Origin of the sequence: Clostridium gasigenes (genome assembly GCF_017348895.1) — a bacterium.
Classification (GTDB): Bacteria; Bacillota; Clostridia; order Clostridiales; family Clostridiaceae; genus Clostridium; species Clostridium gasigenes.
In genome coordinates this window covers 3,344,770-3,359,722 of record NZ_CP071376.1, presented here as the reverse complement: position 1 = coordinate 3,359,722, position 14,953 = coordinate 3,344,770, and the positions used below count along the sequence as shown (strand labels likewise).

General features: G+C 29.9%; 12 protein-coding genes and 1 riboswitch. Of the genes, 9 read left to right on the top strand and 3 right to left on the bottom strand.

Annotation, left to right across the window (positions count from 1 at the left end; all coding sequences use genetic code 11):
* Positions 1-83 precede the first annotated feature (83 nt).
* The 3 genes from J1C67_RS15730 to J1C67_RS15720 all read right to left on the bottom strand — a co-directional run bounded on the left by J1C67_RS15730 (position 84) and on the right by J1C67_RS15720 (position 4,155).
* A complete protein-coding gene (locus J1C67_RS15730) occupies positions 84-1,499 on the bottom strand; it encodes a carbon starvation CstA family protein (protein WP_167865142.1) in 1,416 nt (471 codons plus the stop codon).
* A 167-nt stretch (positions 1,500-1,666) separates the two neighbouring features.
* A complete protein-coding gene (locus J1C67_RS15725) occupies positions 1,667-2,377 on the bottom strand; it encodes a LytR/AlgR family response regulator transcription factor (protein ID WP_167865141.1) in 711 nt (236 codons plus the stop codon).
* Positions 2,378-2,463: 86 nt separating this feature from the next.
* Positions 2,464-4,155 carry a LytS/YhcK type 5TM receptor domain-containing protein gene (locus J1C67_RS15720; protein ID WP_167865140.1) on the bottom strand — a complete coding sequence of 564 codons (1,692 nt, stop codon included), beginning with the start codon at positions 4,153-4,155 and terminating at the stop codon, positions 2,464-2,466.
* Positions 4,156-4,415: 260 nt separating this feature from the next.
* A riboswitch (Lysine riboswitch) is annotated at positions 4,416-4,587 on the top strand.
* Between the two features lie 80 nt (positions 4,588-4,667).
* Here J1C67_RS15720 and J1C67_RS15715 point away from each other — a divergent pair.
* From J1C67_RS15715 to J1C67_RS15675, 9 genes are all read left to right on the top strand, one after another.
* Complete coding sequence (locus J1C67_RS15715; protein ID WP_167865139.1) at positions 4,668-5,987, top strand: APC family permease; 1,320 nt, start codon at positions 4,668-4,670, stop codon at positions 5,985-5,987.
* Between the two features lie 281 nt (positions 5,988-6,268).
* Entirely contained in the window at positions 6,269-6,601 is a 333-nt protein-coding gene (locus J1C67_RS15710; RefSeq protein WP_089966203.1) for a YtxH domain-containing protein, read from the top strand.
* A gap of 82 nt (positions 6,602-6,683) precedes the next feature.
* Complete coding sequence (locus J1C67_RS15705) at positions 6,684-7,007, top strand: DUF948 domain-containing protein (RefSeq protein ID WP_089966200.1); 324 nt, start codon at positions 6,684-6,686, stop codon at positions 7,005-7,007.
* Between the two features lie 358 nt (positions 7,008-7,365).
* On the top strand, positions 7,366-8,772 hold the full coding sequence (locus J1C67_RS15700; protein ID WP_089966198.1) for a DEAD/DEAH box helicase: 1,407 nt from the start codon (positions 7,366-7,368) through the stop codon (positions 8,770-8,772).
* Between the two features lie 205 nt (positions 8,773-8,977).
* Entirely contained in the window at positions 8,978-10,189 is a 1,212-nt protein-coding gene (locus tag J1C67_RS15695) for a dicarboxylate/amino acid:cation symporter (protein ID WP_089966197.1), read from the top strand.
* A 179-nt stretch (positions 10,190-10,368) separates the two neighbouring features.
* Positions 10,369-12,573, top strand: coding sequence for a PASTA domain-containing penicillin-binding protein (locus tag J1C67_RS15690; protein ID WP_089966195.1), 2,205 nt, complete (start codon positions 10,369-10,371; stop codon positions 12,571-12,573).
* 30 nt (positions 12,574-12,603) lie between these two features.
* The gene (ftsW, locus tag J1C67_RS15685; RefSeq protein WP_089966193.1) at positions 12,604-13,722 is read left to right on the top strand and encodes a putative lipid II flippase FtsW; all 1,119 of its coding nucleotides are present in this window, start codon (positions 12,604-12,606) and stop codon (positions 13,720-13,722) included.
* Positions 13,723-13,821: 99 nt separating this feature from the next.
* Complete coding sequence (locus tag J1C67_RS15680) at positions 13,822-14,184, top strand: methylglyoxal synthase (RefSeq protein WP_089966191.1); 363 nt, start codon at positions 13,822-13,824, stop codon at positions 14,182-14,184.
* Positions 14,185-14,228: 44 nt separating this feature from the next.
* Positions 14,229-14,921, top strand: a complete 693-nt coding sequence (locus tag J1C67_RS15675) for a M15 family metallopeptidase (RefSeq protein ID WP_089966189.1) — start codon at positions 14,229-14,231, stop codon at positions 14,919-14,921.
* Positions 14,922-14,953 lie beyond the last annotated feature (32 nt).

Here is a 14,953-nt window from a genome sequence, read left to right as displayed (position 1 = left end):
GGAAGCTAGCAGTGAGCTAGCTTCCTTTATTAGGTTATTAATTAATACTTATTGAAAATACTATACAAAGTATCCTTAAGAAACTATTTTTCAAGTTCAATTTTTTTCTTTGCTACTATTAGGAATAATATAAGAGATCCTATAGCAATCAGAATACCAACAGGATATCCTATTGAAGGTGAAACTTTAAAACCTTCTGGAGCCACAAGTAAATAAGTTGTAGATACAGCAGTCATAAATACTGCTGGTACTGTGGCTATCCAATGAAATTGTTTTCTTAGTGCAAGATACATTGCAGCTGTCCAAAGTACTATCATAGCTAAAGTTTGGTTAGACCATGCAAAATATCTCCAAACTATATTAAAATCTATTTTTGTTAGTATAAATCCTATTACAAATAATGGCAGGGTTAGAAGAAGTCTATTTTTTATTGGACCTTGCTTATAATTTAAGAAGTCGGCAATAGTAAGTCGTGCACTTCTAAAGGCTGTATCGCCAGAAGTTATAGGGCAAGCGATAACTCCTAATATAGCAAGAGCTCCTCCGACTTTACCAAGTAATGTAGTAGAAATTATATTTACAACCCAACCTTGACCACCATTAGCACTCATTTGCGAACCTAATTCTTCAGTGCTTCCAAAAAAAGCAATAGCAGCCGCAGCCCATATTAAAGCAACTATACCTTCAGCAATCATTGCACCGTAGAATATTGATCTACCTTGTTTTTCAGAAGTGATGCATCTAGCCATCATAGGTGATTGCGTTGAGTGGAAACCTGAAATAGCGCCACAAGCAATTGTTACAAACATCAATGGCCAAATAGGTAGATTGTTTGGATGAAGGTTAGCTAAAGTAATTTCAGGTATATGATACCCACCAAATATTATACCACCAGATACCCCAATGGCCATTATTAAAAGACAAATTCCAAATAGAGGGTAAATCTTACCTATAAGTTTGTCTATTGGGAGTAAAGTAGCTAGTATATAGTAGGCAAATATTATATAAACCCAAAAAGCTGTATTGAATTTAGTTGGAGTTAGTCCAGCTAAAAGCTCTGCAGGTCCTAGTATAAAAACTACGCCAACTAAGATAAGAACTATAACTGAAAAAACTCTCATAAAATTCTTAAAACCAGATCCTAGATATTTTCCTACAACTTCAGGAATACTTGCACCATCATGTCGTACAGATAACATCCCAGAGAAATAGTCATGTACTCCACCTGCAAATATTGATCCAAATACAATCCAAAGGAAAGCTACAGGACCCCAAAGAGCACCAGCTATTGCACCAAATATTGGTCCAAGACCTGCAATGTTTAAAAATTGTATTAAAAATATTTTCCAACCGGGCATAGCAACGAAATCAACGCCATCGGCTAATCTAATTGCTGGAGTTTCAATGCTGTCATCTGAACCAAAAGCTTTTTCAACAATCTTACTGTAAAAAAAATAACCTAGTAATAAAGCAACAATAGATAATAAAAATGATACCATGAATAATCCATCCCCTTTAATATTATAAAATTAGGCATCTTCAAAAAAATATATAAAGACTTCTGGATTGTTATTTTAAGATGCCCTAAACAATTTAATTATAACAAATGTGTATACGATTTCAATAAGTGTTGCACCAAAGAACAAAATGGACACATGAAATGCATTTATATGCCCATTAATTGTTTAAATTGTGAAATGTTTTGACGACTAACAGGTATCTCTACATCTAACCCTTGGAGTTTTAACATATATGTATTATTAAACCAAGGGATTATCTCAGTTATTTTATCCAAATTTACAATATATGAACGATGGCATTTAAAAAAAATGCTTTGTGGAAGCTTTTTATAAAATTCCTTAGTACTTGATGAAACCTTATACTCTTCGTTTGATATATGTATAAATATATCATGTTCCTGAGATTTACAATAATATATATCATTTACATTTAATACAAACATTTTTTCGTTATTACAAATAGTTATTTTATTATTTATATAAGGGGAACTATTTATATTAGTACACTTTTCAAGTCGGGTAAGAGTATTTATTATTCTACATTCAGAGTAAGGCTTTAAAACATAATCAAAAGCAGCAATTTCAAATGCTTCAATTGCATATTGTTTATAAGCACTTAAAAATATAATAATAGGTTTTGATTTTAATGTATTTATAATTTTACTAAAATCTAATCCATTGAGCTTTGGCATACTTATATCAAGAAAAATTACGTCTACAGAATTAATTTGCATATATTCAAGAGCTGCTATACTATCATCAAATTCTGCTAGTATTTTAATTGAACTAAAAGTAGTAATAAAATAACTTAATTCTCGTATCGCTGGAATTTCATCATCTAGTATAATACAATTCATAAGGGTTAACCTCCATTTTTACTAAGGGATTTACAAGTAAAATAATTAGTAATTATTTTACTAATTACATATTTATTTTATAATTCTTAAATAATATCAAAATTAAAATTTTTAGTTTTGTTAAGAACAAAACTAATTCTTGTTCCTGTATGAAGACGTTCTATTATAAGACCAGTGCCGTATATGTATTTGAGTCTATTATTTACATTAGAGATACCGATCTTATTTTTTTCAATTGTTCCTAAATATATAATGTCAATTACATTTTGTGGAATACCTATACCATCATCTTCTATTGTAACTTTAACTTCATCTAAATTATATTTTTTTACCTTTATATTCACGGTTCCAAATCCTTTACCATTTAAAATTCCATGCTTTATGGAGTTCTCAACTAGGGGTTGGATTATAAGTGACGGTATTTTAATATGTACACTTCTATCAATATCATAGTTAATATTAAGTTTATGTCCAAACCTTGCTTTTTCTATTTCTACATAGGCTTTAACGTGTTCAAGTTCCTTACTTATATCCACGAAAGTCTGTATTTCATCTATATTATATCTTAAATAATTTGATAGGTTTATCATAAGCTCCCGTGCACCAGTTGGATTAAACCTCATAAAAGATACAATTGTGTTTAGTGAATTAAATAAAAAATGGGGGTTTATTTGGGATTGAAGTGCTTTAATTTCAGACTTTGTAGCTAGATCTTTTAGTTTGCCTAGCTTACTTATTTCAAGCTGAGTTGATATTAAATGAGACAATCCACTTGCAAGTGTCTTAGTTGTACATGATATACTATTTTCTTTCTCATAATATAATTTCAGGGTGCCTATAACTTTAGTATCTTCCTTAAGAGGTACAATAATTATAGATTTTAGGGGACAAATTTTACAAAAACAATTAATTTCTTCACCCGTGTTTAAAATACGTATAATACCATCGTTGATAACTTTCTCTGTAGCAATAATTTGAATGTTATCGGTGCATATATGGTGATCAGAGCCTAGTCCCACGTGAGCTAATATTGTATTAGTATCAGTAATTGCTACAGCGGCTGCTGTAGTAGAATTATTTATTATTGAACAAATAATTTTTAAGGAATTATTATTAATATCTCGAAAATAGGGTAGTGTCTTAGTTGCTATATCAAGAGCGATTTTAGCTTGGGTTGCGGCTATTTGATCTCTCTCATTAAATATCCTTTGAATTAGTAAAATTAGAAGGCATGTACCTAAAGCGTTTATAAAAATCATAGGCAAATATATATTTTCTACTATATGAAAAGCCTTAGAATAAGGTTTTGATAATAATAAAATTAAAAAAATTTCAATTATCTCAATAATAATTCCTCCAATTAAACCGTAAAACCATTTTTCATATTTTAAGCATCTTTTATATATAAAACCAGAAAAACAGCCTGCAATAATAGTAGTTAAAGCACAAGGAATAGAGGTTATGCCACCTATGTCATAAGTTAACCTATGAATACCTGCAATAAGACCAGATACAATACCAACAAAAGGGCCACAGAATATACCACCAGCCATTATTCCGATGATTCTTGTATTAGCTATTGCACCATTTACATCTACACCAGAATAGGTGCCTACTATCCCAAAAATGGCAAATGTTATAGATAATATAATAAGATCAAATTTTTGAAATTCATTTTTTTGTATTATATTCTTGAATATAGATAAATTAGAAATAATAAAAGCTAGAAATATTAAATAACCTAAGTTATTTATAAGATTGTTTAATAAATTAATCATAAGATACCTCTCTTTTAGAATATTAATTATAAAAACTCAAGTATATAAGAATATAAGTAAAATCTACGATTTTGATTAGGTTCTTAGCATTAGAAAATAAATTTCGTCTGTGGGAAGTTCCTGTAAAAATATTATATCATTAATGAGCTAGGTTAGGCATATCAAAAAGACCTAAGAATATTTGAGTTGTTATTTTAGAACTCGGTATATTTGACATTTATAAAAAAAATGTTAAAATAAGAAAAAAAACAATTTAATAGGGAAAAGATAGAGGTTGCAATGATAAAAAGTAATATTAATGAGTTAAACGCTGTGATTTAATATGAAAGGTATTATTGCCGAAGTATATAGTTAATGTTTTAAGGCTATATGTTGGGTTTGTATAAAATATATGCAAAACTGCCATAATATTTATGGAGAGCTATCTTTGTGTTTGTTACTTAAGAATTTATACAAGCTCAGAGAATAGCCTCTGAGCTTGTTTTTTTTACCTGAAACTTAAGGAGGACAAAATGGAAAATAAGAATTTAAAGAAGGAAATCAGTCTGTTTATGGCAACTATGCTTGTATGTGGGAACATGATAGGATCAGGTGTTTTTATGTTGCCAGCTACACTTGCTCAGGTTTCGGGACCAATGGCTACAATAATAGCATGGATAATAACAACTTTAGGATCAATAACTATAGCTTTATCCTTTGCAAATTTAGGATCCAAGTATCCAAGTACAGGAGGAGCCTATAAATATACAAAAGAAGCCTTTGGGGAATTCGCAGGGTTTTTAAGTGCATGGCTATATTGGAATGGGTCATGGATAGGAAATGCAGCAATCGTGGTAGCGCTAGTAAGTTATAGTACGGCAATTATGCCTGCATTAAATAAGCCTATATATGCGATTGTTTTTTCAAGTGTAGTATTATGGACATTTACCATAATAAACATAGTAGGAGTAAAGAAAGCTGGGAAAATTCAAAGTTTTGCTACAGTATTTAAAATAGGATTCTTTACAATTTTTATTATTGTTTCATTCTTCGCCTTTGACAGTTCAAATTTAATTCCACTATTACCAGAAGGAAAAGGACTTTCTACAATACCATTAGCAGCTACAGCCACTTTATGGGCTTTTGTAGGAATGGAAAGCGCCACAGTTACAGCAGGAGAAATAAAGGATCCTGAAAAAAATGTTAAAAAGAGCACAATATATGGATTAATTATTGCAGCAACGATTTATTTAGTAATAAGTATTGTAAGCATGGGCGCTATGTCAAATGAGCAGCTTGCAGTAAGTCAAGCACCTTTAACTGATATACTGACTAATGTTCTTGGAACTTCAGTAGGCAAGATATTAACTATAGCAATAGTAGTATCGATTTTAGGTACAATAATTGGTTGGTTATTATCAACTGCTCGTATTTCATATGCAGCAGGTCAAGATGGCGTCTTTCCAAAATTCTTTGGCAAAATACATCCTAAATATGGCACGCCAGTTAACTCATTAATAGTAAGTTCAATACTAGTAAATATATTATTAATTATGAATTATCAAAAAGGGATGGTTTCATCATTTACGTTTATTACAATATTGGCTACATTATCATTTTTACCAGTTTATTTATTAACGGCAGCAGCAGAAATTATGTTAATGTTTAAAGACTCAAAGGAATTTACATTTTGGATATTTATAAAGAAATCAATAGTGCCCTTATTAGCATTTATTTATACAATATGGACAATATATGGATCAGGAGCAGAAACAGTAATGTGGGGCTTCATAATGATGTTAATGGGTATTCCATTCTATATTTATAATTATCATAGAAATAGAATAGTATAAAAAGCTATACCTAATGGAACTTCAAAAAATAACAAGTCATATTATGATCTATTTGGGACTATGATTAATAACCACACCCTTTACATAGAATAACTATGTAAAGGGTGTGGTTTTTCATCGAGTAGAAAATATCCTCAAAATATTTGACTTGTTATTAATTTCAAATAATGTATTTATTAAGGGATATTAAAATAAATACTAAGTTAGTATGTAGAATATTGTCACATAGTGTAAATGGTAGTATAATATTATTAAAGAAAAGATTTTAAGGAGGACTATACATGAGTTTAGCAAAATTAATTGAAGAAAAGAGAAAAGCAAAGAGTAGGAAAGAAAACACTAAGAAAACAAAAAATATAGCAGTTGGGGCAACAGTTGGTATATTAGCAGGAATAGCTGGAGGGTTTCTTTTTGCACCAAAGGCTGGAAAAGAAACTAGAGATTCTTTAAAGGAATCAGCAAGCAATATAAGCACAACAGCAAAAGATAAAACTATGGAAGTTAAAAATAAAGTTTCAGAGTATTTAAAAGATAAAAAAGATGAAAAAGTTAGATTAGATGCAGCTATTAAGGAAGATAACAGAACTGCAACAATTGAAGACGTAATACTTTAAAATTAAAGGATAGGGAGATTGAAAAAATAACTAGTCATATTCTAGGCTATTTTCTTTAAGCTCCCTTATAAGTGAGGTAAATATGATTATAGAAGTTAATATGAAGACACTATTATTAGGAATTTTAATAATAACAGCAATTATTGCATTAACATATCTTATAGTAATATTAATAAAAGTAGGAAAATTAGTGGACAACCTTAATAAAACTATTGAAAAAAATAAAACTAATTTAGATAATACGCTTAAAAACATTAATGATATATCTGAAAATGTTAGAGATATCAGTGATGTAGCTCTTGAAACTACAGCAGAAGCTATAATTTTAAAAGAAGGATTATTCGATAAGGTAGATATAGTTAAGGATATAGTTAACATAGCATCAAGTGTATTTTTAAAAAAATAGTAGATTAAATTAAATATTATTTAATAAAAATTAATGCTATTTTTCTAAAAATCCTGTATAATGATTGGAAGAGACATTCGTAATATGTTTAGTTTCGTAACTTAACATATTTTGTGAGAGTCTCTTTTTCTATTATTCTCACAAAATAGAAAAAGAGAAACTTATCTAAATAGTACAAATTAGATAAGTTATAAAGAATGCTTATTAATTTTAAGTAAATAAAAAAATGTGGACAGTTAGATATAATAAAATAATAACGGAATTCATTATATACAAATTTGAATAAAAATTGTATATAAGTATATAGTTGATTTAAGATATTTAAAATTTATAATGACCACTTTCGAAGGAGAAAAAAATGTTATTTGAGAACCTAAATATAATTGAGCCTATTTTAAAGGCTTTAAAAGAAGAGGGATATACAAAACCTACGCCAATACAGGAAAAATCTATTCCACATTTAATAAATGGAAAAGATATCCTTGGCTGTGCACAAACCGGTACTGGTAAAACAGCAGCTTTTGCTATTCCAGTATTACAAAATATTTTTACTAGTGAAGAGGCTGAAAAAGGTCCAAAACAAATTAAGGCATTAATACTAGCACCGACTAGAGAATTAGCTATTCAAATAGAAGAAAGTTTTACTGCTTACGGAAAGCATTTAAATATTAAAAATTTAGTTATTTTTGGTGGAGTACCACAAAATCCTCAAACGAGGGCTCTTAAACAAGGTGTGGATGTATTAATTGCAACACCAGGAAGACTAATTGATTTAATTAACCAAAAATTTATTGATTTACAAAATGTAAAATATTTTATTCTTGATGAAGCAGATCGTATGCTTGATATGGGTATGATTAATGATGTTAAAAAGATAATAGCAAGACTTCCAAAAGTTAGACAAAATATGCTATTCTCTGCAACTATGCCAAATGAAGTTTCAAAACTAGTAGATTCTATTTTGAGAAATCCTGTAAAGGTAGAAGTTGCACCAGTTTCATCTACTGTAGATAGAATTTCACAAGGAATATACTTTGTTAGTAGAAAAAATAAGAAATCTCTACTTGTAGATATTCTTAAAGATGAATCTATTGCATCTGTTTTAGTGTTTTCAAGAACAAAGCGTGGAGCAAATGTAATAACAAAAGAACTTGAGAATGCGGGAATAGAAGCTCAAGCTATTCATGGTGATAAGTCGCAAAATGCACGTCAACTTGCCTTGAAAAACTTTAAAGAAGGAAAAATTAGAGTACTTGTAGCTACAGATATTGCAGCAAGAGGTATTGATGTAGATGAATTATCACATGTAATTAATTTTGATTTACCAGAGGTTCCAGAAACTTATGTTCATAGAATTGGACGTACTGGAAGAGCGGGACTTGAGGGAGTTGCACTTTCATTTTGTTGTGAAGAAGAAAAAGAATTACTTAGGTATATCGAAAAACTTACAGCAAAGAAAGTTCCTGTAATAGGAGGACACATATATCCAATAACTGCAGATGAAGCAGCATTTGAAAAGCAAGAAACAGCTAAAAAGAATGCAAGAATTTCAGCTAGATCTGGATCGTCTAGATCTAATTCATCAAGAAGCGATTCAAATAGAAGTGCTTCAAGTAGAAGTTCTTCAAATAGAGATGGTTCAAGTAGAAATACTTCAAATAAGAATGGCTCAAGTAGAAGCTCCTCTTCAAAGGATGATTTTGCAAATGAGGATTCATCTAAGAAAACTAGAAATAATGGATTTAATAGTAGAAAAAGAAATTAAATAATAATTATCACCCCTGGGGTATAATATTTACTGTAAAAGTAAATATTTACACCCCAGGGGTGATTTTTTTTAATTTCAATAGAATAAAGTGAAAATATAAAAAAATATTTGACAAAATTGAATTAAGAATGTAAAGTGTATTTAAAGAGAATACAAATGTATTCGCAAGAGATACAAAAGAGAAGAAAAAGGGGCGGTTATAATGAAAAAAATATCATTAATAGGCAGAATACTTATTGCACTAGTAATAGGAATACTTTTAGGCCTTTGGTGTAAAAGTATAGGAATTGATTATCCAATAAGAATTTTAGGGACATTTTCAGAATTGTTTGGAAACTTTTTATCATTTATGGTTCCATTAATAATTATAGGATTTATTGTTCCAGGAATAGCGTCTTTAAGAGGCGGATCAGGGAAAGCACTTTTAGTAACAACAATAATAGCTTATGTTTCAACTATTGTAGCGGGGTTAGCTTCATTTATGATTGGATCAGTATTATTGCCTAAGTTTATTAATGGAAGTATATTAATGCAAGAAAGTGGAGGAAGTATTAAACCATACTTCACAGTAGAAATGCCTCCAATAATTGGAGTAATGTCGGCTTTAGTATTTGCATTTGTACTAGGTATAGGATTATCAAAGATTAAAAATAGTGTGTTTTTAGAAGTAACAGAAGAATTTAATAAAATAGTTATGATGGTTATATCTAATGTGTTAATACCAATAGTACCTATCTATATAGGATGTATTTTTGCAAAATTAAGCTTTAGTGGTGAAATATTTACAACATTAAAATCTTTTGGAGTAGTGTATGCAATTTTATTCTCAGTACAAGCTTTGTATATTCTAGTTCAATATTTAATAGCTGGAACATTGAAAAAGGAAAATCCCTTTAAGTTATTAAAAAATATGGTACCTGCATACTTAACTGCATTAGGAACACAATCATCAGCAGCGACTATTCCAATAACAAGAGAAGCTGTTAGACGTAATGGTGTTAGTGAGGAGATAACTGATTTTGTAGTGCCACTAGCAGCTACTATACATTTAGCTGGAGATACTATTACTTTAGTATTAACATCAATGGGAGTTATGTATATGAATGGACGAGTACCAACTTTCTCAATAATGATGCCATTTATATTAATGCTAGGAGTTACAATGATAGCAGCTCCAGGAATTCCAGGGGGAGGAGTAATGTCTGCACTTGGGTTATTAGAATCTATGCTAGGTTTTGGTGGACTAGAAAAGCCAATTATGATTGCATTACATGCAGCTCAAGATAGTTTTGGAACTGCAACTAATGTAACTGGAGATGGAGCCCTTGCAATTATTGTAGATTATATTATGAATAGAAAAAAAGATGTAGAAATAGAAGAAGATGATGAAGATAGAGTAATTGAAACTGCATAAAGTATAACGAAAAGGGATTAGCTTTTGAAATTATTTTAGAAGCTAGTCCTTTTTTGTTTATAAAGAAATAAAAAAAAGAAGTTTATATATATATAATTAAAGATGAAATTGTAAAAGCAATCAGAAAAATGTATAATATATTTATAAATATATTATAGGTCTAAGGTGGAGAGTGTAAAATGAATTTTAAAAACAAGAAATTTGTAAAAGAAAAAGGTATAAGTAGGATGAAGTCATCTAATAGACTTTTGTTTGTTAGTAGTTGTATATGTGTAGTATTTGTTTTTTTAACAATAAGATTACTTTATATAATGATATACAAAAATGGGGAATATTCTAAAATGGCAAAAGCACAGAGAGAAGCTCAATATATAGTTCTAGCAGAAAGAGGAGATATTTTAGCGAGGAATGGTGCTACTTTAGCATCAACAATAAGTGTATATAGAATAGATTTAGATTTAGATTCAATACGAGAATATATATCTGATAATAATTTTACAATTAAAGACATATCTAAATCTTTAGCAGATGCTTTAGAAATGGATTTTGATACTGTTCTTAAAAAACTCGAAACAAAGAATGAAGATGGCAAAGAGGCTTCTTCAACAATTTTGGTTAGAGGAATAGAAAAAAGTCAGGCAGATAAAGTTGAAGCACTTAAAATATATGGTGTTATTATTTCAGGGGATACTAAGCGATTATATCCGAGTAATAATTATTTAGCGCATGCACTAGGTAGCGTTAATTTAGATAATAAGGGCTTAAATGGAATTGAATTACAATACGATAAATATTTAGCAGGAATATCAGGAGTAAGAATTTCTCAGGTTGATGGAGCATCAACACAGTTACCAGGTGACTCAAAAATAGTCACACCTCCAATTCCTGGAAAGGATGTAACATTAACAATTGATGAAAACATTCAGTATATAATAGAAGAGTTAGCAGAAAAGGCTATGACTGAGAATATAGCTAAAGGAGTTTCTATTATTGTTTCAAATCCAAACAATGGTGAAATTTTAGCTATGACAAATAAACCAGATTTTAATCCTAACAATACATTTAATGAATATCAGGCCTTTCCTGGCGAAAATGATACTGAAAAACTTCAAAATATGTTTAAAGATAGCTTAGTAAGTGATGCTTTTGAACCTGGTTCTACTTTTAAAAATTTTAGTATGATGGCTGCTATAGAAGAAGGTGTAGTAAGTGAAAATGATACTTTTACTTGTAATGGAGGTACAATGTTTGGGTCTACATTAGTTAAATGTTGGAACTTAAGCGGTCATGGAACACAAACTCTTCCTCAAATACTTCAAAATTCTTGTAATGTAGGGTTTATGCAAGTAGGAGCTAAACTTGGTAAAGAAAAGTTAGATGAATACATGCGTAAGTATGGATTTGGACAAGCTACAAATATAGATTTACCTGGAGAATCTGAAGGTATACTAAAGAAACCAGAAAATATTAGTGAAATGGATCTTGCAACCATAGCTTTTGGGCAAACAAACACCACTACAGCTATTCAGCTAATTACTGGGTTTAATGCTATTGCTAATGGTGGGGATTTAATACAACCTCATGTTATGAAGGAAATAGCTCATGTTGATGAAAATGGAACAAGAATAATAGATGATACATTTAAACCTACAATAAACAAGGGTGTAATGTCTGAAGCTAATACTGGTGTCTTAAGAGATTATTTAGAAAGAACAATTAATCAAGGCGGACCAGTTGGATCATTTATGGGAAAAGAATATAGAATAGGGGCTAAAACGGGTACCGCGGAAAAAGCTGATACAGTTAATGGTGGATATGCAAAAGATAAATATATTGCATCTGTATTAGCTATGTATCCTGTAGATAATCCTCAAATAACTATATATATAAAGGTGGATGAGCCAAACCCTGCAAAGTATTATGGGGGACAAGTAACAAATTCTATTGTTAAAGAATTTTTCCAAAAAATTCGTGTTTATATAGATTCACCTCTATATAAACAAACTACAAAGAATGTTAATAATATAATAGTTCCGGATGTAAGAGGGAAATCTGTTAAGGATGCAAAACAAATACTTAAGGATAATAAATTACAAGTTACTTTAGAAGGTAAAGATTCTATTGTAGTTAAAATGAATCCAGATCCAGGAACTGCCATGCAAGAAAATTCTAAAATAAATATATATTCTGGAGATAAAGAAGCTATAGAAAATAAAATTGTTATGCCAGATTTGATAGGATACTCATTAGAAAAAGTAGATGAATCATTAAATAAAATTGGAGTTACTTATAATGCTGCTGGAACTGGTTTAGTAACTAAACAAAATATTGAAAAAGGTAAGATTATTGAAAAAGGAACTAAGGTACAACTTGAATTAGAATAAATTAATTTTTGTGGAATAGGAGTAATATTTATGAAATTAAACAGTATAAAAAAGAAAGCAGGAAAGATAGATTTTCAAATATTTTGCACTATAATTCTTATTGTATGTATAGGTATAGTTATGGTTTACTCATCAAGCGCTTATTATGCATTACATGTACAAGAAAAAAGTACGGAATTCTTTTTAAAGAAAGAGTTGATATGGACTATAGTTGGTATTATTGTAATGATATTTACAATGTCTATAGATTACCATATATATAAGAAAATGACCCTTTTAGCAGCTATAGTTACAATAGGTTGTTTAGTAGCAGTTTTGTTTTCAAAACCTATGAACGGGGCAACAAGATGGATTTATATTGGGGCTTTTTCTTTTCAACCTTCAGAGCTAGCTAAATATGTAGTAGTAATGTTTATGGCTATGAGCATTGACAATAGAAAGAAAAAAATGGATGGTTTTTTTAATGGGACTATTTTGTATCTATTTATAGCAGCTATATTCGCTGGATTAATATTATTAGAAAATAATTTAAGCATAGCTTCTATTATAATGATAGTAACCTTTATTATGATTTTAGTTGGGGGTGCAAATATAAAACAAATAGCATGTTTAATACCTTTGGGTATTGCATCGGGAATGGCACTTATATTTACTAGTGAATATCGTATGGAGAGATTTTTAGGTTTCTTAGACCCATGGGCTGATGCAGGTGACAGAAACTTTCAACTTATTCAATCTTTTTATGCTTTAGGATCTGGGGGGATAACCGGAGTTGGGCTTGGACAGTCAACTCAAAAGGCGCTATATATGCCAGAACCATATAATGACTTTATCTTCGCCATAATAGGAGAAGAACTCGGACTTATTGGTTGCATATTAGTAATGGGATTATTTCTGTTTTTAATACTTAGAGGTATATCAGTTGCTATAAGGGCTAAAGATAATTATGGATTTATGTTAGCTACTGGAATAATATCAATAATAGCAGTACAAGCTATGATAAATATTGCAGTTGTTACAGGATCAATGCCCGTAACCGGCGTTCCACTTCCCTTTATAAGTTATGGGGGTACGTCTATGGTTTTTAATTTAGCAGCAATGGGAGTTCTTTTAAATATATCAAGACAAGCAAAAGAAATAAAAATTTAATATAAGGAACTTTTAAAAAAAATATACAAAGTTATTAATGTATTATTTTTTGAAAGTGCCTAAAATAAGTGAAATATAGTATTTTAAGGAGTGTCAAATATGAAGGTTGCATTAATAGCACATGATAAGAAAAAAGAAGAAATGATTAATTTTGCTAAAGAAAATGAAAATATTTTATCAAAAGTGAAGTTGGTTGCTACTGGGACAACTGGGACAAGGATTATGGAAAATACAAAGTTAGATATATACAGATATAAAAGTGGTCCCCTTGGTGGTGACCAACAAATAGGCGCAATGATAGCATCTCATGATATTGATATGGTTATATTTTTTAGGGATCCACTAACATCACAGCCACATGAACCGGATATAAGTGCATTACTTAGGTTATGTGATGTTTATAAAATACCTGTAGCAACAAATATTGCAACAGCTAATTTAGTGATTAGAGGAATAGCGTAAAATAATAATATTAAAAAAGATAATATATCTTGGAGGATTATTTTATGAAAAAAAATAAGTTATTACAATTATTAGTTGTAGGATGTATAACTCTACTTACTTTTAATGGGTGTACGAATAATAAAAATAATGTTGAAAATATAGATAACTCAAATGAACCAAGTGAGGATATTGAAAAGGGAGAAAGTAACGTAGAATATAACCCAATGCTTATGATGGTAAATGATAAGCACTGGTTAGATGAAAGTTTTGTTCCTGCTAATTTAGAAAAAGTAAATATACCTTTTTCAGGAGCATCATCTGATGAAGAAATGCATATGGAATATGAAGGAGCAAAGGCTGTAGAAAAGCTTGTTGATGGTGCTTTAAAAGATGGAATAGCCTTATATGGGATTTCTGGATATAGGTCTTATCAATTACAACAGAATATTTATGATATAAATATAGCTAATAACGGACAAGAATATACTAATAACTATGTAGCTATTCCAGGGAGAAGTGAGCATCAAATGGGTCTGGCTATAGATTTAGGAGATGAAAGTGGTAATTTAATAAAAACTGGCACAGAAGTAGAATGGGTAAGGGAGAATGCTCATCTATATGGATTTATTGTGAGATATCCTAAAGGGAAAGAAGATATAACTGGATATAAATACGAAGCGTGGCATATTAGATATGTTGGAATTAGCGTAGCTACAGAAATTTATAATAGAAATATAGCATTTGAAGAATATTAGAAATAGGATATATAAGGCAGTGTAAAATAAAT